This window comes from Xanthomonas sp. NCPPB 2864, assembly GCF_056675615.1.
This window is the reverse complement of record NZ_JBWWVS010000002.1, coordinates 388,060-410,843: the sequence shown is the minus strand read 5'-3', so window position 1 is coordinate 410,843 and position 22,784 is coordinate 388,060. Positions and strand designations below refer to the sequence as shown.

Sequence of the window (22,784 nt, the reverse complement as noted above, 5' to 3'; positions counted from 1 at the left end):
ACGCATCAATTTTCGACGACCGCCTGGGCCACGTCCGTGGTGACCTCCGCCGCATCTGCCGGCAACGACGCCAACACCGCATTGCGAAAGCGCGCGGCGAACGCGGCATCGTTGGCCTGGTAGAACGCCCGCGCGTTGGCAGACAGCTGATCCAGCTGCGCCTGCGACAAGGCCAGCGCGGTTTCCACCGCCTGCGCAATGCCCGCCGCGTCCACGAAGTAGTACGACGCCAGACGCCGCTGGTGCACCTCGGCCACCGGAATCAGCACGCCGTGCTCGGGCCTGACCAGTTCGTTCATCGGCTCACCGTCGGTGGCCAGCGTCACCGCGCCCACGCTCAGCGCTTCCATCAGGTAATGCCCGAAGCCTTCGGCCTCGGATGGGCACAGATGGAACAGGTGCGCGTTCTGCAGGCGGCGCAGTTCGGCGTCGTCGAGATAACGGACGCGGTGGTCGATGTTCGGCGCCACCACCGGCTTGCCGGCCGTGCGCGGATTCTGCACCACCGTCAGCAGCGGCCATTCCGGATGCCGCTGCCAGGTCTCCAGCAGCACACGGGTGCCCTTGGCGGTGCTGCGCCCGGCCAGATGGAAGAACGCACGCTGACGCACGACCTGTGCGTCGTAGCGATCCGGGCTGGTGAAGCCGATGAATCGCGTGGTGCAGCCCAGACTGCGGAAAATCCGCTCCGCGTGATGGGTCTTGCACAACACCGCGTCGAACTGCGGCAGCCGCGGCAGCCACTTGGGCAGCAACCATTCCGGATTGGGCACCAGCAGGTTGGTCTGGCCCAGCGGCAGGCAGCGCGCATACACGCGCTCGGAAAAGATCTGCACCGGCACCCGCCCGAACAGCGCGCGACTGGCCCACAGACGGGCTTCGCGTGCGGTGTCGTGCAGCCGCTGACTGGTGAAGCCCACTTCCTGCACCGGTATGCCGCCGGCACGCAGCGTCTGCGCCATCAGCACCATGTCCCGGGTCAGGCCCACGCCGTTGTCGCGGCTGATCACCCGCATCATCGGAAACGCCTTGTCATGCGTACACTCGCCATTGCTGCGGCACAGTGTCGATGGCCCGGTTTCCTGCGCGATGTCCCGTTCTGTCATGTTGCGTCACACGTGTGCCAAAGGTTGACAAATTCAATCATTATGATGCGTGCTCCAGCCCTGCAACTGCGAGCACCATGTACCCGGTCGCCACCACCCTGCGCGGGCCAAGCTCCGCGCCACCGACGATGATCTCCATGGACATGCAACAACCCTGCGTTCTTGTGGTCGACGACGACCCGGACCTGCGCAAGCTGATCGGCGAGTTCCTCAGCGCCCACGGCTACCAGGTGGACGTTGCCGAAAACGTGGCGGAGATGCGCAAGAGCATCGCCCAGCGCCGCCCGGACCTCATCGTACTCGACGTGATGATGCCCGGAGAAGACGGCCTGAGCGCGGCGCGGGCGCTGGCCAGCGAGCGCGGTTCACCTGCGGTCATCATGCTCAGCGCGCTGGGCAACGACACCGACCGCATCATTGGCCTGGAAGTGGGCGCCGACGATTACCTGGCCAAACCCTGCAATCCGCGCGAACTGCTGGCGCGGGTACGCGCCCTGCTGCGCCGCAGCCAGGCCAGCAGCGAGCAGGCCGACCACCGTGGCAATGTCTACGAGTTCGCCGGTTGGCGGCTGGACGTGGTGCGGCGCGACCTGCGTGACCCCACCGGCATCTTCATCAACCTGTCCGACGGTGAGTTCGCGCTGCTGCGTACCTTCGTCGAGCATCCGCAGCGGGTGCTCAGCCGCGACCAGTTGCTGGACTACGCCCGTGGCCGCGACACCGACGTCTACGACCGCGCCATCGACAGCCAGATCAGCCGCCTGCGCCGCAAGATCAACGAGCGCGTGCATACCGAGTTGATCCGCACCGTGCGCAACGAGGGTTACATGCTGCTGCCGGGCGTCTCGCGTCTGTGAGTAAACCGGCACGTCGCGGGCTGTCGATCTTTGCCCGTACCTTCGTGCTGCTGGCGGTGGCACTGCTCACCGCCCAGGCGGTCGGCATCACCCTGCTGGTGATGCGCACCCCGGTCTACGAGCCGCCGGTGCATCCGCCGGAGGTGGTGGCGCTGCTGTCCACGCGCATGCCGGCCGGCACCCAGACCCTGACGGTGCACGAATCGGCCCAGGCCCCGCTGCCGCCGGCAGGCCAGGTGCGCGACGGGTTCGCCGAAATGCTGCTGGCCCATTGGCTGGATGTCCCCGAGCAGCGCGTGCGCTTCTACCGCAACGCCGACGATCGCCAGGGCCCGCGCATCGGCATGTCCCCACCGCCGCGCATGCCCGGCCAATCGCAGGCATTCGGGGCCGATGATGGCGATGCCAGTTACGCCGGCAATCGCCACGAGGCCTTGCAGCGCTCGCCGCCGGCGCCAGGCGACTGGCCGCGCGAGCGCCACCCCGGTGCCCCACCGTTCGGCAATGGACTGCGTCCGGACGACAGCCCCGGCGCCTGGGAAAGCGAGCGCCTGACCCCGGGCGTGCCCTTGCTGGACGGCTTCACCGCCGCGCTGCAACAGCCCGATGGCCGCTGGCGCACGGTCGAATCGCCACCGCGGCGGCTGTCGGCCGAGTTCAAGACCCATGTGGTGCTGCTGTTCCTGGCCGGCCTGCTGGCCAACGTCCCGCTGGCGTGGTGGTTCTCGCGTGCGTTGTCGGCGCCGATCAAGCGCTTTGCCGAAGCCGCCGACCGGCTGGGCCGCAACCCGGATGCTGCCGCACTGCAACGCAGCGGCCCACCGGAGATCGTGCGCGCGGCCGATTCGTTCAATGCGATGCAGGCCCGCCTGAACCGCCTGATCAACGAACGCACCCACATGGTGGCGGCGATCGCGCACGACCTGCGCACGCCGCTGGCGCGCCTGTCGTTCCGCCTGGACGGCCTGCAGCCGCCGTTGCGCGACAAGGCGCTGGCCGACATCGACGAGATGAAGGCGATGATTTCCGCCGCGCTGGATTTCATCCAGAACGATCGCCACCGCGGCAAACGCGCGCCGCTGGACCTGCGCCTGCTGGTGGAAAGCGTGGTCGACAACGCCACCGACATCGGTGCCGATGCCGAACTGCTGCCCGGCCCGGCGATCACCCTGGATGGCGACCCGCTGGCCTTGCGGCGCGCAGTGATGAACCTGCTGGAGAACGCGCTGAAATACGGCAAGCGCGCGCGCCTGCAACTGCAGCGCGACGGCGAAGAGGGCGTGCTGTGGATCGACGACGACGGCCCCGGCATCGACCCGACCCAGCGCGAACAGCTGCTGTTGCCGTTCGTGCGTGGCGAGTCCTCGCGCAATCGCGACACCGGCGGCATCGGGCTGGGCTTGTCGGTGGCGCACAGCATCGTGCTGGCGCATGGCGGCGACCTACGCCTGGACAACCGTGCAACAGGTGGCGGCCTGCGGGTGACGGTGCGCCTGCCGTGCATTCCGGAGCGGCGCTAGGGCCGGGTTGGAGCACGTTATCCCGCCCGCAGGCTCGGCGGTGCAGGCCGGCGCGCACCCGAGAGTTCACGCCTGCAAGCAACGATCCGCGCGATCGATCAGCCGCGCGCGACCACTGCTGCAATCAGCAAGCGCTCAGTACGCAAACTCGCGGAACACGCGATCGATGTCGCCCTTCCATGCACCGTGATACAGCGCCAGCTTACGCTCGGCGGCGGTGACACCGCTCTCGGCGATCTCGGCGATCACATCCACAAAGCCGGTTTCGTCCTGACCATCGGCATTCAGGCGCGCACGCCGACGCAGACCCTCGCGGGCGATCTTGACCGCTTCCACCGCCAAATCGCGCACCGTGCCATTGCGGAACGGCAGGCCGAGCGCATGCTTGGGCACGCCGTCGCGCAGCGCGTGGCGCTCGGTGGTGCTGAAATCCTTGACCAGATCCCAGGCCGCATCCAGCGCGGTGTCGTCGTACAGCAATCCCACCCAGAACGCCGACAGCGCGCACAGGCGGTCCCACGGGCCGGCATCGGCGCCGCGCATTTCCAGATACTTCTTCAGGCGCACTTCCGGGAACGCGGTGGTCATGTGGTCCGACCAGTCGCGCAGCGTCGGCAACGCGCCCGGCAATGCCGGCAACCTGCCCTGCATGAAATCGCGGAAGCTCTGCCCACTGGCATCGACATAGACGCCGTCGCGGTAGGAGAAATACATCGGCACATCGAGCAGGTAATCGACATAGCGCTCGTAGCCGAAGCCGTCCTCGAACACGAAGTCCAGCATGCCGGTGCGGTCGGCGTCGGTATCGGTCCAGATGTGCGAGCGGTAGCTGAGGTAGCCGTTCGGCTTGCCTTCGGTGAACGGCGAATCGGCGAACAACGCGGTGGCGATCGGCTGCAACGCCAGCGACACGCGGAACTTCTTCACCATGTCCGCTTCGGTGGCGTAATCCAGGTTGACCTGTACCGTGCAGGTGCGGGTCATCATGTCCAGGCCGAGCGAGCCGACCTTGGGCATGTAGTTCTTCATGATCTGGTAGCGGCCCTTGGGCATCCACGGCATTTCATCGCGGCGCCACTTGGGCTGGAAGCCCATGCCCAGGAACCCCAGCTGCAACTCACCGGCCACCTGCGCCACTTCGTCCAGATGGGTGCCGGTTTCCACGCAGGTGTGATGCAGGGTTTCCACCGCCGCACCCGACAGTTCCAGCTGGCCGGCCGGCTCCAGCGTCACCGAGGCGCCATCGCGCAGCAGCGCGATGGTGTGGCCATTTTCCTGTACCGGCTCCCAGCCGAAGCGGGTCAACCCGGTCAGCAGCGCCTGGATGCCGCGCTCGCCTTCGAACGTGGGCGCGCGCAGGTCGTCGAGCTGGAAGCCGAACTTTTCGTGCTCGGTACCGATCCGCCAGTCAGCGCTGGGCTTCTCGCCGGAGGCCAGCACCTGGACCAGCTCCGCGCGTTCGGTGATCGGCGTTTCGGCAACGTGGCTGGGACTCGACAAGGGCAGGCTCGCAGGAAAATTTAGGGGAACGATGTGGGGGTCCTCCCCTGCCACCGCAAGGCCCGCACTATAACCGCAGGGCATGGAAAGAATTGCTGCCATCGGCCGGGTCTGAGATTTCCATCCATGCGCACGGCGTGGCCGCGGCAGCCGAGGCCGGGCGTGACGGAGGCGCAGTGGGTCGCAACCGTCCAGGCTGAAACTGGACACCCGCAACTTCCCGCAGGCGCGGATGCACGGCGTTTGATCGTCCTCAGCCGCGCAGCCGCGATCCTGTAGCATCGCCCGGCCATGACCGTTGCGCCCACACCCACCGACGCCCTGCTCGCGCAGATGGCCAGCCTGCTGCACTGCGAGCGCGCCGAGGGGTTTGCCTGCGTGAGTGCGCGGCGCGAACACGGGGCGCGCTCGGTGGATCTGACCCAGGCGCAGTTCGCGATGGTGCTGCAGGGCCGCAAGCAGGTGCGCAGCGCGACCCAATCGCTGCAGTTCGTGCCGGGCGACCTGTTCCTGGTGACGCGCCGTTGCCGCATCGATGTGATCAACACGCCCGACCCGCAGACCGGGCTCTACCTGAGCGTGGTGGTCCCCCTCTGCGAAGAGGCGCTGGCCGCTGCACGCGCATTGTGGAACGAGCCGCTGCCCGAGGCCGGCGCCGACATCGCGCAACTGCCGGCGATCGATTTCGCGCTGACGCTGCGGCAATGGCGCGATGCGCTGCAACACGGCCTGTATACCGAAGCACGCCTGGCGCTGGCCGCACTGGTCGTCACCCTCTGCCGCCGCGGCCACGGCGGCCTGTTGCTGCCGCCGGCACCAAGCGTTGCCGAGCAGGTGCGTACGCTGATCACCGCGCAACCGCAGCGGGCGTGGCGCTCGCGCGATATCGAGGACAGCCTGGGCATCAGCGGCGCCACCTTGCGCCGGCATCTGGCTGCCGAACACCGCTCGCTGCGCGAACTGATCACCGACGCGCGGCTGGCGCACGCCATGGCCTTGCTCTACAGCACACGCTGGCCGCTCAAGACCGTGGCCGCGCGGGCCGGCTATCGCTCTACCCGCAGCTTCAGTCAGCGCTTCCAGCAGCGCTACGGGTTGGATCCGGCCAGCATCGGCAATAGCCGCTAGATCGCCGACGCGAGCGCTTCGCGCAGCGCAATGAGCGAATCGCGCAGGTCGCAGCGGCCAGCATGGCGACACCGCGGCGCTTGCCGCCTGTCCTGGAGTTGCTCATGCCTGTTTTTCCCGCCCTGCGTCCGCTGGCGCCGCTGTTGCTCGCCGCAAGCGCCACGCTGGCGCACGCCGCTGCGCCCGCATCCACCCACGCACAGGTCCCCGGCTTCTACCTGCAGCGCATCGGCACGCTGCGCGTCACCGCCTTGTTCGACGGCAGCGTGGCGTTGACGCGGCAACAGCTGTCCAACGTGGCCCCGGCAGAGCGCGACCGCCTGCTCGCGCAGGGCTACGTGCCCGAAGACGGCAAGGGGCTGCAGACGGCAGTCAACGCCTATCTGATCCAGGACGGCAGCCACCTCAGCCTGGTCGATACCGGCACCGCGCAGTGCCTGGGGCCCGGCCTGGGTCAGGTGCTGAGCAACCTGCGCGCCGCCGGTTACGACCCCGCCCAGGTCGACGATGTGCTGCTCACCCACGCGCATCCGGACCACCTGTGCGGGCTGCTCGATGCACAGGGCAGGCCGGCCTTTCCCAACGCCACGGTGTGGCTGTCCGAGGCCGACGCCGCGTACTGGCTGGATCCGGCCTCGGAGGCCGGTGCCGCGCCGACGCTGCAGTTCGCCTTCCCGCTGGCACGCGCAGCGGTGGCGCCGTATCAGGCCCAGGGTCGGCTGCGCCGCTTCCAGCCCGGCATCAGCGCATTGCCGGCCGGCATCACCGCGCTGGACAGCCAGGGCCACACGCCCGGCCATGTCTCGTACCGCTTCGACGGTGGCACCGGCAACACGGTGCTGGTATGGGGCGATGTGCTGCACTACCACGCCGTGCAGTTTGCCCGGCCGGACGCTTCATTCGAGGCCGACAGCGACCGCAGCAAGGCGATCGCATCACGGCGTCGTCTGCTGGCGCAGGCCGCCGCCGGCCGCTGGTGGGTGGCCGGCGCGCATCTGCCGTTCCCAGGGCTGGGTCATGTGCGCCGCGAGGGCAAGGCGTTCGGCTGGGTGCCGACCGAATTCGGCGCGGTGCCGCAATGAAATCGGCGAGCCCTGGCTCGCCGTCCTGATGCTCTGAAGGCCAGGCGTCATGCGCCAGGCCCGGCCCGGCTCACTCCGCGGCAGGCGCCGCGACGTCCAGGCCCAGCCAGCCGCCGACGATGCCGCGCAACTCGTCCACGCCCTGGCGCGACTCGCCGGAATAGGTCTGCACGGTCACGCTGTCGCCAAAGCGCGAGGTCACTTCCTTCTTGACCTTCTGCAGCGTCTGCATCTGCTGGCCACGGCCGAGCTTGTCGGCCTTGGTCAGCAAACCGTGCGCGGGCAGGCCGCGCTCGGCCGCATAGCCGAGCATCTGCAGGTCGTAATCCTTGAGCGGATGGCGGATGTCCATCACCACCACCAGCCCGCGCAGGGCTTCGCGGGTGCGGAAATAGCGGTCGATGAAGGCCTGCCAGTGCGCCTGCAGGTCCTGCGGCACCTTGGCGTAGCCGTAACCGGGCAGATCCACCAGATAGCGCTCGGGCTGGATCTGGAAGAACACCAGCTGCTGGGTGCGGCCGGGGGTCTTGGACACGCGGGCCAGTGCGTTCTGGCGGGTCAGCGCGTTGAGCGCGCTGGATTTTCCGGCGTTGGAGCGGCCGGCGAAGGCGACCTCGTAGCCGCCATCGTCGGGCAATTGCCGGGCGTTGTGGGCGGACAGGTGGTAGCGGGCTTGTTCGATAAGGAGCGACATCTCCCTAGGATCGCACGTTCGGGGCCTGACGGTTTTGCTGCACTGTTCGTTGACCCTGGCGCAAAGGCGTGTCGATAATCGAAGCACGCCTGCCACAGCCAGCACCCAACGCGCGCGGGCCGGGTCCATACGGAGCTTTAGCTGATGCGCCATGCTCGTGTGCTAGTCCTCGCCGCCCTCGCCGTGCCGGTCATCGCCGCCGTGGCGTTTGCGCAGTCGGCGGTCACGCCGATCCCCGATCCGCCGCCGGTGCGCATCGCCCCGCTGGAGGTGGACCTGTCCAAGACCACCTGGGGCGATGCCAAGGCCGGCCAGACCAAGGCCGCCGCCTGCGCGGCCTGCCATGGCCCGGACGGCAATCCGGCGGTGGCCATGTACCCGCGCATCGCCGGCCAGACCGAGCGCTACGTGGCGCACCAGGTCGCCTTGATCGCCAGCGGCGAGCGCAATACCGGCATGTCGGCGGTGATGGTGCCGTTCGTCAAGGACCTCACCGCGCAGGACATGCGCGACCTGGGCGCCTACTTCGCCACGCAGAAAGCCGCTGCCGGGGTGGCCGACGATGCGGTGGTCAACGAGGGGCCGTACCAGGGCCTGAAGTTCTACCAAGTCGGCGAGAAGCTCTACCGCAGTGGCGATGTCGCGCGCGGCGTGCCGGCCTGCATGGCCTGCCATGGCCCGTCCGGCAGCGGCAATCCCGGCCCGGCGTATCCGCGCCTGGGCGGCCAGCATGCCGAGTACGTGGCGCGGCGCCTGAAGGAATACCAGGCCGGCACCACCCAGGAGCGCAACCCGGCGCTGTTCAATATCATGGCGCAGGTGGCGCACCCGCTGACCGAGCAGGAGATCCAGGCGCTGGCCAGCTATCTGCAGGGTCTGCACGACCGCGCCGACGATGCCGCCGCCGCACAACTGCCCGCAGCAACGCCCGCACGCTCATGAGCTGACCGCCGCAACCGCCACAGCGTGTCACGACGCCGGTCCCGCGACCGGCGTCGTCGTTTCCCGCCCTCCCCCTTCCCACCCCCACGGAGCCTGCATGAATCTGCTTTCCCGCCTGTCCCTGCTGTTGTTGCTGTTGATGCCGCTGGCGGCCTGTGCCGCCGACAAGAACGCCCCGCCGGTCGAAGGCGACGACTACATCGTCATCGACGGCGGCCAGCCGTACGCGCCGCTAGCCGGCAAGGTGGAAGTGGTCGAGGTGTTCGGCTACACCTGCCCGCACTGCGCGCACTTCGAGCCGACCCTGGAGGCCTGGGTGGCCAAGCAGCCGTCGTATGTGCGCTTCACCCCGGTGCCGGCGGCCTTCGGCGGGTTCTGGGATGCCTTCGCGCGTGCCTACTTCGCCGCCGACATCCTGGGCGTGGCCAAGCGCAGCCATCGCGCCATGTTCGAGGCGATCCACGAGAAGCAGACCGTGCCGACCCAGAACGTCGCCCCGGAGGAACTGGCCGCCTTCTACGCCGGCTATGGCGTGCCGCAGCAGCGCTTCATCGAGACCTACAAGAGCCAGGCGGTCGACACCAGGCTCGATGCCGCGCGCGAGTTCGCCAAGCGCAGCAAGCTGCCCGGCACCCCGGCGATCATCGTCAACGGACGCTATCTGATCGGCGCGCGCAACTACCCGGACATGCTGCGCGTGGCCGACTACCTGATCGCCCGCGAACACGCCGCGCCTGCCAAGCGCTGAACCGCGTAACCGCCACCGACGGCCGCCCGTGGCATCATGCGCCCCGCGGCCGTCCGGCCCTTTCCTCGCCCCACGCTGGAGATCCAATCCGATGAAGACCCGCTTCGCCCTGACGCTGATGGCGCTGCTGCCGATCCTGGTCGCCTGCAAGGCCCAGGACGGCTCGTCCGATACCGCACCTGCCGCCACCACGCCGGCTGCCGCAACGGCGCCTGCTCCGGCCGCTGCCACGCCGGCCGCCGACCCCGCCGCACCGCCTGCGGTTGGCGAGAGCGCCAGCACCCCGCCGGCCGCCGCCCCCAGCGCCGCACCGCGCGCGCCGAACGGCCCCGAGCCGGTCGCCGGCACCGACTATCTGGATATCGAAGGCGGCCAGCCGTACCAGCAGGCCGCCGGCAAGATCGAAGTGGCCGAGGTCTTCGGCTATGTCTGCCCCGCCTGCAACGCGTTCCAGCCGCTGATCGGGCCGTGGAAGGCCGGCCTGCCGTCGGACGTGCACTTCGTCTACGTGCCGGCGATGTTCGGCGGCCCGTGGGACGACTACGGCCGTGCGTTCTACGCCGCTGAAACCCTGGGCGTGCAGGAAAAGACCCACGAAGCGCTGTACAAGGCCATCCACACCGAGCAGACCCTCAAGGGCGAGCGCGGCAAGGATTCGGTGCAGGACATCGCCGCGTTCTACGCCAAGTACGGCGTGGACCAGAAGACCTTCATCGACACCATGAGCAGCTTCGGCGTGTCGGCCAAGACCAACCGCGCCAAGCAGTTCGCCACCCGCAGCAAGCTCACCGGCACCCCGTCGCTGATCGTCAACGGCAAGTACCTGGTCAAGGGCCAGAGCTTCCCGGACATGCTGCGCATTGCCGATCACCTGATTGCGCGCGAACGCGCCACGCTGGCCAAGTGATCCTGTCGATCGCCGCCCTGTGAACGCTTCGGATTCGCGCACCCTGCGGGTGCTGACGGCCAATATCCAGGCTGGCTCCAGCACCCGCCGTTACAGCGATTACGTCACGCGCAGCTGGTCGCATGCGTTGCCGCTGGGCAGCAAGCGCACCAGCCTGGACAGCATTGCCAAGCTGGCCGGCGAGCGCGACATCGTCGGCCTGCAAGAGGCCGACCCGGGCAGCCTGCGCTCGGGTTTCACCAACCAGACCCATTATCTGGCCGAGCGCGCCGGCTTCCATTACTGGAGCCACCAGCCCAACCGCCGCATGGGCGGGGTGGCCTCCAGCGCGAATGGTTTGCTCAGCAAGCTGGAACCGCTGGAAGTGCAGGACCACGCCCTGCCCGGCCGGATCGGCGGACGCGGCATCCTGCTGGCCAAGTTCGGGCAGGGGCGCGAAGGCCTGGCGGTGGCGGTGGCGCATCTGTCGCTGGGCGCCAATTCGCGCATGGCGCAGCTGGCCTTCATCGCCGAATTGTTGTCCGAGCATCCCAACGCGATGTTGATGGGCGATTTCAACTGCATGGCCGACCGGCCGGAAATGCAGGCGCTGTACCGGCACACGCGGTTGCAGCCGCCGAGCTGCGAAGTGCATACGTTTCCGAGCTGGCGTCCGGACCGGGCGATCGACCATATCCTGGTCAGCGACAGCCTCACCATCGAGCATATCGAAGCGATTCCCGCAGCGTTCTCCGACCATCTTGCGGTGGGCATGGATATCCGCGTGCCACTGCAGCTGCTGCGTTAGCCACCACGCAAAGTGGCTACGGGTTCGCACTGGCGGACTCGACCGATGACACCCCCTCGACACCGCCTGTGCGATAACGCAGGCGGTTTTTCGTTGGGAGCACAGCACGTGATACGCGTCATATGAGTGTGTCGGCATGAGTGCGGTTGAGCCGCAGCTGTTGCCGGTGCGCACCCTGCGCCCGGTGTTCGTGCTGGCGGCCACGGTGGTGTGTACGTTTGCGTTGTTGGTGTCGTTGTTTCCGCTCGAAGCGGGCCGCGTGCTGCTGGACGCGCAGACCTGGGCCTCGCGCAATGTCGGCTGGTACTACCTGCTGGCGATGACGGTGTATCTGGTGTTCGTGCTTGGCGTGGCCTTGTCCAGCTACGGCAACATCAAGCTCGGCGCCGATCACGACGAACCGGAATTCAGCTATCTCTCCTGGGCCGGCATGTTGTTCGCCGCAGGCATCAGCATCACGCTGTTCTTCTTCTGCGTCTCCGAACCGCTCACCCATTACCTGCAACCGCCGCAGGGCGGCACTGGCAGCGGTGAAGTTTCCGCGCGGCAGGCGATGCAGCTGCTGTTCCTGCATTGGGGATTGCATGGCTGGGGCGTGTTCGCGCTGGCAGCAATGGCGCTGGCGTATTTCGCATTCCGCCACAACCTGCCGCTGGCCTTGCGCTCGGCGCTGTATCCGCTGATCGGCAAGCGCATCAACGGGCCGATCGGCTACACGGTGGATGCGCTGGGCATCGTGGCCACCGTGTTCGGCCTGGGCGCGGACATGGGCTTTGGCGTGCTGCATCTCAACGCCGGCCTGAGCACCTTGATGGATGTGCCGCATACCCATTGGGTGCAGGTCGCGCTGATCGTGGCGATGATGGGCGCGGCGATCGTGGTGGCGGTGTCCGGCGTCGAGAAAGGCGTGCGCTGGATGTCGGACATCAACATGCTGCTGGCGATCGCGCTGCTGCTGTTCATGCTGTTCGCTGGCCCCACGCAGTACCTGCTCAACGCGCTGATCCAGAACCTGGGCGACTACCTGGGCAGCGTGGTCAACAAGAGTTTCGATGTATATGCCTACGGCGGCCGCAGCGACTGGCTCGGCAACTGGACGGTGTTCTACTGGGCGTGGTGGATCGGCTGGGCGCCGTTCGTGGGCCTGTTCATCGCACGCATTTCGCGCGGCCGCACCATTCGCGAATTCGTGCTCGGCGTGTTGCTGATACCGCTCGGTTTCACCCTGGCGTGGCTGTCGATCTTCGGCAACAGCGCGCTGGACCAGCTGCTGCATCACGGCCAGGGCGCGCTGGCGCAGCAGGCCATCGATGCGCCGCAGACGGTGCTGTATTCGCTGTTGCAGGGCTACCCGTGGAGCCGCACGGTGATCACGGTGACGGTGGCGATCAGCTTCGTGTTCTTCGTCACCTCTGCCGATTCCGGCACGGTGGTGCTGTCCACGCTGTCCTCGCACGGCGGCGAGCCGCACGACGATGGCCCGCGCTGGTTGCGCGTGTTCTGGGGTGTGCTCACCGCGGTGGTGACCGGCGGCCTGCTGCTGGCCGGCAGCATGGACGCATTGAAATCGGCCGTGGTGCTGGCCTCGCTGCCGTTCTCTGCGGTGTTGCTGCTGATGGCCTGGGGCTTGTCGCGCGCGCTCAGCGAAGAATCGCAACGCAAGCGCGCACAGCTCTACAGCCCCAGCCCGCTGATCGGGCAATCGCGGCATCACCGCGGCTGGCGTCAGCGCCTGGGCCAGGCGATGCATTTCCCGGCGCGCGATGAGGTCTATCGCTTCATGCACGACCAGGTGCGCCCGGCGATCGAAGCGGTCACCGCGCAACTGCAGGAAGAAGGCTGGCAGGTCAGCAGCCGGCTGGACGACGACGACATGGAAATCAGCGTCGACCACGGCGAGCAGCAGGGCTTCCGCTACCAGGTGGTGATGCGCGGCTACCTGACGCCGTCTTTCGCCGCGCAACGCCTGCGCAACCAACGCTATTACCGCGCCGAAGTGTATCTGTACGAAGGCAGCCAGGATTACGACCTGGTCGGTTACAGCCGCGAGCAGATCATCAACGACATCATCGATCAATACGAGCGTCACCTGCAGTTCCTGCATCTCACTCGCTGAGGTGCCGCCGCTGCCGCGTGCGCCCCACAGGAGGTTTGTCATGCCACGTTTTCCCGACCAGTTGCTGTATATCGGCGGCCGCTATGTTCCCGCCCGCGGCGGCCACACCTTCGAAGTGGTCAACCCCGCCACCGGCGAAGTGTTGGCCAATGTGCACAACGCCGGTGCCGACGACCTGGATGCCGCGGTCGACAGCGCCACGGCCGGCCAGCAGCAATGGGCGGCACTGACCGCGGTGGAACGCTCGCGCATCCTGTTGCGTGCGGTGGCGCTGCTGCGCGAGCGCAACGACGCGCTGGCCGAGCTGGAAACGCTCAACACCGGCAAGCCGCTGAGCGAAACCCGCAGCGTGGACATCGTCACCGGCGCAGACGTGCTGGAGTACTACGCCGGGGTGGCGCAGGCGCTGCAGGGCGCACAGGTACCCCTGCGCGAAGGCAGCTTCTTCTACACGCGGCACGAGCCGCTCGGCGTGGTCGGCGCGATCGGCGCATGGAATTACCCGATCCAGATCGCGCTGTGGAAGGCCGCGCCCGCGTTGGCGGCCGGCAACGCAATGATCTTCAAACCCAGCGAAGTGACACCGCTGACCGCACTCAAGCTGGCCGAACTCTTCACCGAGGCCGGCCTGCCCGATGGCGTGTTCAACGTGCTCCCCGGCGACGGCGCCAGCGTGGGCACCGCGCTCACCGAGCACCCACAGATCGAAAAGATCAGCTTCACCGGCGGCACCGCGACCGGGCGCAAGGTGATGGCCAGTGCCTCGAGTTCGTCGCTGAAAGACGTGACCATGGAACTGGGCGGCAAGTCGCCCCTGATCGTCTGCGCCGACGCCGATCTGGATCTGGCCGCCGACATCGCGATGATGGCCAACTTCTACAGCTCCGGGCAGGTCTGCACCAATGGCACCCGCGTGTTCGTGCCGCGCGCGCTGCGCAACGCCTTCGAGGCGCGGCTGCTGGCACGCGTGCAACGCATCCACATCGGCGACCCGCTGGACGCGCGCACCACCTTCGGCCCGCTGGTCAGCGCCGCGCACATGCAGCGCGTGCTGGACTACATCGAACAGGGCAAGGCCGAGGGGGCGCGCCTGCTATGCGGTGGCGAACGTCTGCGCGATGGCGCGCTGGCACAGGGCTGCTACGTCGCACCGACCATCTTCAGCGACTGCACCGACGTGATGACCATCGTGCGCGAGGAGATCTTCGGACCGGTGCTGAGCCTGCTCACCTACGACGACGAAGACGAAGCGATCGCGCGCGCCAATGCCACCACCTACGGTCTGGCCGCAGGTGTGGTGACGCCCGACCTGGCGCGCGCGCATCGGCTGATCCATCGCCTGCAGGCGGGCATCTGCTGGATCAACACCTGGGGCGAGTCGCCGGCAGCGATGCCGGTGGGCGGCTACAAGCAATCCGGCGTGGGTCGCGAGAACGGCCTGGCCACGCTGCAGGCCTATACCCGCACCAAATCCATCCAGGTCGAACTGGAACGCTACGCGTCGGTGTTTTGACCGGCCGACGCCACCTGGCAGGCCGTCGCCGGCGATACCGGCGAGCTGCGCGAGCTGAAGCCTGTAGACCGCGCCGCCATTTCGAACAAGAACAGCCGCCCACCGCGCAATCGTCTTGAAAGCCGCTTCACACCGGCACCGCAACAAGGAGAACCCTATGCAACGCGAATACGACTACATCATCATCGGCGCCGGCTCGGCAGGTAACGTGCTGGCCGCGCGCCTGACCGAAGATCCGGGCGTCAGCGTGTTGCTGCTGGAGGCCGGCGGGCCGGATTACCGGCTGGATTTCCGCACCCAGATGCCGGCGGCGCTGGCGTTCCCGTTACAGGGCCGTCGCTACAACTGGGCCTACGAGACCGAGCCGGAGCCGCATATGGACAACCGGCGCATGGAATGCGGGCGCGGCAAGGGATTGGGCGGCTCGTCGTTGATCAACGGCATGTGCTACATCCGCGGCAATGCCCTGGATTTCGACCATTGGGCCAAGCGGCCGGGCCTGGAAGACTGGAGCTACCGCGACGTGTTGCCGTACTTCCGCAAGGCCGAGACACGCGACATCGGCGCCAACGATTATCACGGCGGCGAAGGCCCGGTCAGCGTGGCCACGCCGAAGAACGACAACAACGTGCTGTTCCATGCCATGGTCGACGCCGGCGTGCAGGCCGGTTACCCGCGCACCGACGATCTCAATGGTTATCAGCAGGAAGGCTTCGGGCCGATGGACCGCACGGTGACGCCGCAGGGGCGCCGCGCAAGCACTGCACGCGGCTATCTGGACATGGCGCGTCCGCGCGATGGCCTGCACATCGTCACCCATGCCACCACCGATCGCATCCTGTTTGCCGGCAAGCGCGCGATCGGCGTGCATTACCTGGTCGGCAACAGCAGCGAGGGCATCGACGCGCATGCGCGCCGCGAAGTGCTGGTGTGTGCTGGCGCAATTGCCTCGCCGCAGCTGCTGCAACGCTCTGGCATTGGCGCGCCGGATCTGCTGCGCGCACTCGACGTGCAGCTGGTGCACGACCTGCCCGGCGTCGGCCAGAACCTGCAGGACCACCTGGAGGTCTATATCCAGTACGCCTGCACCAAGCCGGTGTCGTTGTATCCGGCGCTGCAATGGTGGAATCAACCCGCCATCGGCGCGCAGTGGTTGTTCGCCGGCACCGGCACCGGGGCCAGCAACCAGTTCGAGGCCGGCGGCTTCATCCGCACGCGCGAAGAATTCGACTGGCCCAACATCCAGTACCACTTCCTGCCGGTGGCAATCAATTACAACGGCAGCAATGCGGTGAAGGAACACGGCTTCCAGGCGCATGTGGGCTCGATGCGCACCCCCAGCCGCGGGCGCGTACATGCCAAGTCGCGCGACCCGCGCCAGCATCCGTCGATCCTGTTCAACTACCAATCCACCGATCAGGACTGGCAGGAATTTCGCGATGCGATCCGCATCACCCGCGAGATCATCGCCCAGCCCGCACTGGACGCCTACCGCGGCCGCGAAATCAGCCCGAGCGCGGACTGCAAGACCGATGCCGAGCTGGATGCCTTCGTGCGCGCACGCGCAGAGACGGCGTATCACCCGTCCTGCTCCTGCGCGATGGGCACAGATGACATGGCGGTGGTCGACGGACAGGGCCGCGTACACGGCATGGAGGGCCTGCGGGTGATCGATGCCTCGATCATGCCGCGCATCATCACCGGCAACCTCAACGCCACCACCATCATGATCGCCGAGAAGATCGCCGACCGCATGCGTGGCCGCACGCCACTGCCGCGCAGCACCGCCGACTACTACGTGGCCGGCGATGCGCCTGTGCGCGGGTGATGCTAGAAAACGCAGTGCGCTACCCTGGGTCGAGTGCACGGTGCCCTCAGCGCTCGCAGGATACGCTGCAAGTACGTCCTTGTAGGCTCGGCGGCATCCATGCCGCCACACGGTCCCGCAATCGGTAAGCACACCGCACCAGAAAATTTGCATGTTGCTTGCTAAAAGACCGTGTTCTGATCTCGTTGCGTTGCGAAGCTGATCAGATGCGTCATTACCGAAAAACGCACGCCATGCATTGCTTGCAACCATGCACACCGACCAACTCGACTGGTCCTTGCCCGCCCACCGTCGCGGGACCTTACGCGGCATGGATGCCGCGTAAGAGCCTACACGGACGTACTTGCGGCGTGTCCCGCGATGGTGGGCGGGCAAGGGCCCTGCAGCGAGGTCACAGATCAACCGCTCTGCAATTGATCTATCCGCACTCTCCAAGCACTTCAAGACAACCGAGATTTAGAGTCGTAGCGCCGTTTAGATGCGATCAAAAGCGTGGTTAGTGGAGTGCGCGGTACCCTCACCGCTCGCGGGACACGCCGCAAGTACGTCCTTGTAGGCTCGGTGGCGGCATCCATGCCGCCACACGGTCCCGCAATCGGTGAGGACACCGCACCAGAAAGTTTGCAGGTTGCTTGTTGAAAGCCTGTCTTCTGATCTCGTTGCGTTGCGGAGCTGATCGGATGCGCCATTACCGAGCAGCGCACGTCATGCATTGCTTGCAACCATGCACACCGACCATCTTCGATGGTCCTTGCCCGCTCACCGTCGCGGGACCTTACGCGGCATGGATGCCGCGTAAGAGCCTACAGGGACGTACTTGCGGCGTGTCCCGCGATGGTGGGCGGGCAAGGGCCTTGTGGCGAACCAGCAGATCGCATGCTCTGCTGGTGCTACATCCACACCGTAGACTAAAACTTCAAATCCACCCGCGCATACCAGAAGCGCCCACCGGGGATGTCGTAGGTAGAGGCGTCGTAGCCATTGAGTGAGCACGACAGGCAGAGCGGCGGGTCCTTGTCGAAGACGTTGTTCAAGCCGGCCGTGAGCTGCAGCCCCTTGAGCCAATCGACGCGATAACCCAGCTGTGCATCGTGGTAGGTGATCGCATCCAGGCGATTGGTGCCTACTGCAGGATCGGAACACACCGCAAATTCCACTGCATCGCCGCATTGCTCGGTGAGTTTGGAGATGTGGCGCGCCGTCCAGGATGCGGTCCAGTTGCCCAGCGACCAGTCCAATACCGCGTTGCTGGTCCACTCGGGGATCGCGCTGTCCACCACTTCGATGCCCGGCCCCTGCGGCTGGCGCTGCCCTGCCGCACCGAGTGCCTCGTAGCGGCCCACAAAGGTGTTCTGCCAGGACAACTTGAATCGCCCCAACCCGGTTTCCGGCAGCGTCCAGAACAGGTCCACATCCCAACCGTCGGTCTTGATCGAACCCAGATTGGTCAACCGGTTGTTGAACGCATTGATGCCGCCGGTGGAGGCGCGCCCGATGCCATTGCAATACAGTGCGTCCAGGGTATCCACGCACAGATCCAGCTGGGTTTGCGCATTGATCGCCTGGATCGCGCCATCGACATGATGGCGATAGAACGTCATCTCCAGGTCGAGGCGGTCGGACCAGCTGGCATTGCTGGCAAAGCCAGGACTGAACACAAAGCCGGCACTGAAGCTGCGCGAACGTTCCGGATCCAGTTGCTCGTTGCCGCCGGTGGTGACCGAGATCTGCTGGTTGGCCTGTTGATAGCCGGCCGGTACGCCGAGCGATGCGCAGTTCGCGGCGCTGCCGCGCGGCGCGGTGCCGCCCAACCCGATCGAGCATGGATCGGACAGCTGCAGATCGGCGCGCGCGGCCGAACCGAATAGCTCGCCGATGGTCGGCGCACGGAAGCCCTCTGCATAAGTGGTGCGCAGCACCAGCTCATCGGTGACCTGCCAACGCAAGCCGTACTTTGGCGTGAACTCACCACCGAAAGTGGAGTAATCCGAATAACGACCGGCGATATTCAGGTCGAGTTTGTCGCCCAACGACGAATTGGCGAAGATCGGGATATTGAGTTCGAGATAGGCCTCGTTGACGTCGTAGCTGCCTGACGTCGGCAACGACGGCACACCGTTGTAGCGCCCCGCCACGGTGAGCGGGTCGGGTTGGTAGGACCCTTCGTATTTGCGGTATTCGTAGCCGGTGGCGAACGACACCGCACCACCAGGCAGTTGGAACAGCTCGCTGCTCAGATTGGCGGTGAACAGGCTCAACTCGTTCTGGCTGCGGTCGCGCACCACCGGCTGGATCCAGCGCAACATCTCCGGCGTGATGCTGCCGGCGCCGCTGAAGATATCCAGTGGCACGCAGCCGGCCACCGCCGCGCACGCGGCCGGATCGCCCAGGCCAAGGTTGATGTTGTAGAGGTTGTAACTGCCGTAGTTGGTCTGTTCGGCCTTGTTCTTGCTGTACATGCCGTTGATGTCCCAGAACCAGGTGCGCGCCGCACCTTCGAAGGTGCCCACCAGACCGGTGCCGAAGTATTGCGTGTCGACCTGCTGCTCGAAACGGCGCGCCCCGCCTTCCACCGGGCGGCGGCCGATCTGGATCAGGTTGGTAGCCGAGTTCAGCTCGAAGCCGAACGGATTGAACGGATTGAGCGCGGAAATCACGATGTTGTCGGCCAGCGGATTGCCGGTGCCGGCATCGGGGCCGAGAAAGATCGGCTCGGGCGCCGCCTGGTTGGTCGACTCGCGCCGGTTGCCCAGCGCCTTGACGTACCACTGCACGTCGTCGTTGAAGTAATAGCGAAATTGCGCGAACACGCCCTTGCGCTCGGACGGTGTCAGCAACAGGTTCTGTTCTGCAAAGTTGTAGCGGTCTGCGGTGCCGAAACAGTGGTAGTCGTCGCTACGCGTACAGCCGGCGCTGCCATCGTATTGCGGCGTGCCGACGCCGGCATTGGGCGTGAGGTTCTGGCGCACGCCGGTGTTGGGGTCGACGAACTGGAAGCGACCATCGGGCGTTGCCGAGCTGGCAAAGGTCAACCCGGTGCCCGGGATCGGGAAGCGGGCCTGCGCGCGGTCGCGTGCGTAGATCGGATCCTGCTTGACGTAGCTGGCGCCCAGAAACAGGCTGAAATCCTCGCCGCTGGTGCCCCAGGCCAGGTCCATGCCCTGGTTGGCGCCGTCGCCCTTGCCGTATTGCCCATAGTTGAGCGTGACCTGCGCACCGTCGAAGCTGCGCCGGGTGATGATGTTGACCACGCCGGCGATCGCATCCGAGCCGTACAGCGACGAGGCGCCGTCTTCGAGCACCTCGATGCGCTCCACGATCGCCAACGGAATGGTGTTGAGATCGGTCGACGAGCCCACGCCGGAGGCCGAAGACTCGTTGACCCAGCGGATGCCATCGACCAGCACCAGCACGCGCTTGGAGCCGAGATGGCGCAGATCCACCTGCGCCGAGCCGGCGCCCACGCCGCCGCCATCGGGCGGAAAGCCGAAGTTGCCGGACGAATTGAATTTGGCGTTGAGCGCCGAACCCGACGCGGTGAGTTCCTGCAGCACCTCGCCGATCGAGGTCAGGCCGGTGCGTTCGATGTCGGCGCGGTTGAGCGTCTGGATCGGCACCTGGCCCTGCAACTCTGCGGTCTTGATGCGCGTGCCGGTGACCTGCACGCTGTCGAGCGTGCGCGTACTCGGGGCGGCCTCGGGCTGTTGCGCCCAGGCGAGTGTGGGAATCAGACACAACGACAACTGCACGGCCAGGCATGACCGCGGGGAGCCAATCAGACGCTTCATCCTTTCTCTCTCCAGAAGGACTGCTAAGTGTCCGCACGCCCCCGTGCCCTGCGGTCCGCCCCAACTTTTAAACGAAACCTTAACGCCCCGCAAGCCAACCATGCAGGCAGTGAGAGACGCTTCCCATTGCGCGCCGGGCCGCAGACCAAGACCGCGCGCCAACGGGACGCATCTGCGCCTCGCGGCGCAGGTCGCTGCCGACAGCGCTGACGGGCGTCGATCCTGCACGTATTCACTCAGGCGCGCGGGCGCGCTTCGGTATCATCGCGCAATGACTTATGCCCCCCGTCTTGCCACTGTTTTCGTCGGCCTGCTGTGCCTTGGCAGCACCACGCTGCATGCCCAAAGCCTCGACCCGCAATTGACCGCCATGCGCGATGCCATCGCCGCCGCAGAGCGCGGCCAGTCCGATGCCGGTCAGCTCGGTGCCCTGAGCCGTCACCCGCTCTATGGCTGGCTGGAATTTGCCACGCTCAAGCGCAATATCGACAACGTCTCCAACACGCAGGCACAGGGATTTTTGCAGCGTTATGCAGGCCAGCCGGTGGCCGAAAGCTTCCGCAGCACCTGGTTGCCGGCGGTGGCGCGTCGTCAGGACTGGACCACGTTGCTGGCCAACTGGAAACCCACCGACAACGTCGGCCTGCGCTGTGCGCAGCTGACCGCGCGACAGGCAACCGGCAAGCTGGATGCGCAGTGGAGTCGCGATGCGTTGACGTTATGGCGCACTGGCAAGGGCCTGCCCGACGCCTGCGATCCGGTGGTCGCCGGGCTGGAGTCGCGCGGCGAGCTCACTCCGGCGCTGCGCTGGGAGCGCGTGGAGGCGGCCGCCGATGCGCAACTGCCCGCGGTGATGCGCACGGCCGCACGCGGTCTGCCGGCAGCCGATCTGGCCCTGGCCAACGACTACGCCGCGTTTCTGGACAAGGTGCATCCGCGTGCATCGAGCTGGCCCAGGACCGAGCGCAGCCGGCGCATCGCGGTCGATGGCCTGGCCAAGCTGGCCAAGAGCGACCCGGATGCGGCCGAGCAGCAGTTGCCGCAGCTGGCCAGCGCGCTCGGCTTCAGCGAGGCGCAGCGCGGCCAGGTGCTGTACCAGATCGCGCTGTGGACGGTGGCGTCTTACCTGCGGGATTCGGCGCGTCGCCTCAATGCAGTGCCCGATGCCTCGTACGACGAGCGCCTGCACGAATGGCGCGCGCGCGAGGCGATGGCGCGTGGCGACTGGCCGGCGGCATTGGCGGCGATCCGCAAGATGCCCGCCACCCAGCGCAGCGATTCGCGCTGGCAGTATTTCGAAGCGCGCCTGGCCGAGAAGACCGGCGCTGCCGCGGCCGCGCAGCCGCTGTATCGCGCAGCCGCGCAATCGCCGACCTTCCACGGCTTCCTGGCCGCCGATCGTCTGCAGCAGCCTTATCGGCTGTGCCCGTGGGAGCCCAAGGACACCCCGCAGGCCAAGGCCGCCGTCGCGCGCGATCCGGCGTTGCTCCGTGCCATCGCCTTGTTCCAGATCGACCGCCCCGGTTGGGCCGTGGCCGAGTGGAACGATGCCGCAAGCCGCTTCGACGACACCCAGCGCCGGCTGGCGGTGCAGGTGGCCAGCGAGAATGGCTGGTTCGATCGCGCAGTGTTCGCGCTCGGCAAGCAGCCGGACGAACAACGCCTCTATGCATTGCGCTTTCCGCTGAATCACGACGACAGCATTCGCCGCGAAGCGGCCAAGAACGCGATCGACCCGGCCTGGGTGGCAGCGGAGATCCGTGCCGAAAGCATCTTCAATCCGCGCGCGCGCTCGCCTGCCAACGCGATGGGCCTGATGCAGGTATTGCCGGGCACCGGCGCGGCCGTGGCCAAGGGCATCGCCCTGCCCGGTTACGCGGGCGCCACCAGCCTGTACGAGCCGGACACCAACATCGCCATCGGCACCGCCTACCTGCGCCAGTTGCTCAATACCTACGGCCTGCCCTACCTCACCATCGCCGCCTACAACGCCGGCCCGGGGCCGACCGGGCGCTGGCAATCGCAACGGCCCAACTTCGAGCCGGACTTCTGGATCGAGACCATCAGCTACAAGGAAACCCGTGAGTACGTCGCGCGTGTGCTGGCTTTCAGCGTGATCTACGACTGGCGGCTCAACGGCGACATGCTGCCGCTGAGCGATCGCCTGATGGGCAAGCTGGTGGACAAACGTCTGAAACCGGTGTGCACGCCAGGCCAGGCGACCAATAACGCGGCGCAGGACTGAGCTCCCAGTCAGCCGCCGGGCAT

Annotated in this window: 16 protein-coding genes; 12 read left to right on the top strand and 4 right to left on the bottom strand. The window is 66.8% G+C overall.

The window, feature by feature from the left end:
- Positions 1–5 precede the first annotated feature (5 nt).
- Positions 6–1,106 carry a glycosyltransferase gene (locus AC1KVE_RS06700; RefSeq protein WP_154831460.1) on the bottom strand — a complete coding sequence of 367 codons (1,101 nt, stop codon included), beginning with the start codon at positions 1,104–1,106 and terminating at the stop codon, positions 6–8.
- A 137-nt stretch (positions 1,107–1,243) separates the two neighbouring features.
- Here AC1KVE_RS06700 and AC1KVE_RS06695 point away from each other — a divergent pair, with 137 nt between their 5' ends.
- Both AC1KVE_RS06695 and AC1KVE_RS06690 read left to right on the top strand, forming a co-directional pair.
- A complete protein-coding gene (locus tag AC1KVE_RS06695) occupies positions 1,244–1,963 on the top strand; it encodes a response regulator (protein WP_087962308.1) in 720 nt (239 codons plus the stop codon).
- The gene (locus tag AC1KVE_RS06690) at positions 1,960–3,483 is read left to right on the top strand and encodes an ATP-binding protein (protein ID WP_481092170.1); all 1,524 of its coding nucleotides are present in this window, start codon (positions 1,960–1,962) and stop codon (positions 3,481–3,483) included. The genes AC1KVE_RS06695 and AC1KVE_RS06690 overlap by 4 nt, the downstream gene beginning before the upstream one ends.
- Positions 3,484–3,618: 135 nt before the next feature.
- On the opposite strand, the gene AC1KVE_RS06685 is transcribed toward AC1KVE_RS06690, so the two are convergent.
- A complete protein-coding gene (locus AC1KVE_RS06685; protein ID WP_024939451.1) occupies positions 3,619–4,983 on the bottom strand; it encodes a glutamate--cysteine ligase in 1,365 nt (454 codons plus the stop codon).
- A 291-nt stretch (positions 4,984–5,274) separates the two neighbouring features.
- Between AC1KVE_RS06685 and AC1KVE_RS06680 the strand changes: the two genes are divergently transcribed.
- A complete protein-coding gene (locus tag AC1KVE_RS06680; RefSeq protein WP_024939452.1) occupies positions 5,275–6,111 on the top strand; it encodes a helix-turn-helix transcriptional regulator in 837 nt (278 codons plus the stop codon).
- 62 nt (positions 6,112–6,173) lie between these two features.
- Positions 6,174–7,193 carry an MBL fold metallo-hydrolase gene (locus tag AC1KVE_RS06675; protein WP_481092171.1) on the top strand — a complete coding sequence of 340 codons (1,020 nt, stop codon included), beginning with the start codon at positions 6,174–6,176 and terminating at the stop codon, positions 7,191–7,193.
- 70 nt (positions 7,194–7,263) lie between these two features.
- Here the strand turns inward: AC1KVE_RS06675 and yihA are convergent, their stop codons facing one another.
- Complete coding sequence (gene yihA, locus AC1KVE_RS06670; RefSeq protein ID WP_024939454.1) at positions 7,264–7,887, bottom strand: ribosome biogenesis GTP-binding protein YihA/YsxC; 624 nt, start codon at positions 7,885–7,887, stop codon at positions 7,264–7,266.
- A 144-nt stretch (positions 7,888–8,031) separates the two neighbouring features.
- Here yihA and AC1KVE_RS06665 point away from each other — a divergent pair, with 144 nt between their 5' ends.
- The 7 genes from AC1KVE_RS06665 (at position 8,032) to betA (ending at position 16,728) form a co-directional block, all read left to right on the top strand.
- Complete coding sequence (locus AC1KVE_RS06665; protein WP_024939455.1) at positions 8,032–8,829, top strand: c-type cytochrome; 798 nt, start codon at positions 8,032–8,034, stop codon at positions 8,827–8,829.
- A gap of 97 nt (positions 8,830–8,926) precedes the next feature.
- Positions 8,927–9,577 carry a thiol:disulfide interchange protein DsbA/DsbL gene (locus tag AC1KVE_RS06660; protein WP_481092172.1) on the top strand — a complete coding sequence of 217 codons (651 nt, stop codon included), beginning with the start codon at positions 8,927–8,929 and terminating at the stop codon, positions 9,575–9,577.
- A gap of 91 nt (positions 9,578–9,668) precedes the next feature.
- Positions 9,669–10,484 carry a thiol:disulfide interchange protein DsbA/DsbL gene (locus AC1KVE_RS06655; RefSeq protein ID WP_104609291.1) on the top strand — a complete coding sequence of 272 codons (816 nt, stop codon included), beginning with the start codon at positions 9,669–9,671 and terminating at the stop codon, positions 10,482–10,484.
- Positions 10,485–10,533: 49 nt separating this feature from the next.
- A complete protein-coding gene (locus AC1KVE_RS06650; RefSeq protein ID WP_024940789.1) occupies positions 10,534–11,271 on the top strand; it encodes an endonuclease/exonuclease/phosphatase family protein in 738 nt (245 codons plus the stop codon).
- Positions 11,272–11,407: 136 nt separating this feature from the next.
- The gene (betT, locus tag AC1KVE_RS06645) at positions 11,408–13,387 is read left to right on the top strand and encodes a choline BCCT transporter BetT (RefSeq protein WP_481092173.1); all 1,980 of its coding nucleotides are present in this window, start codon (positions 11,408–11,410) and stop codon (positions 13,385–13,387) included.
- A 40-nt stretch (positions 13,388–13,427) separates the two neighbouring features.
- The gene (gene betB / locus AC1KVE_RS06640) at positions 13,428–14,900 is read left to right on the top strand and encodes a betaine-aldehyde dehydrogenase (protein WP_024940791.1); all 1,473 of its coding nucleotides are present in this window, start codon (positions 13,428–13,430) and stop codon (positions 14,898–14,900) included.
- Between the two features lie 157 nt (positions 14,901–15,057).
- Positions 15,058–16,728 (top strand): choline dehydrogenase, encoded by a 1,671-nt coding sequence (gene betA / locus AC1KVE_RS06635; protein ID WP_039528720.1) that lies wholly within the window; start codon positions 15,058–15,060, stop codon positions 16,726–16,728.
- A 908-nt stretch (positions 16,729–17,636) separates the two neighbouring features.
- Here the strand turns inward: betA and AC1KVE_RS06630 are convergent.
- Positions 17,637–20,516 (bottom strand): TonB-dependent receptor, encoded by a 2,880-nt coding sequence (locus AC1KVE_RS06630; RefSeq protein WP_481092174.1) that lies wholly within the window; start codon positions 20,514–20,516, stop codon positions 17,637–17,639.
- Positions 20,517–20,787: 271 nt separating this feature from the next.
- Here AC1KVE_RS06630 and AC1KVE_RS06625 point away from each other — a divergent pair, with 271 nt between their 5' ends.
- On the top strand, positions 20,788–22,761 hold the full coding sequence (locus AC1KVE_RS06625) for a transglycosylase SLT domain-containing protein (protein WP_481092175.1): 1,974 nt from the start codon (positions 20,788–20,790) through the stop codon (positions 22,759–22,761).
- Positions 22,762–22,784: the final 23 nt, after the last annotated feature.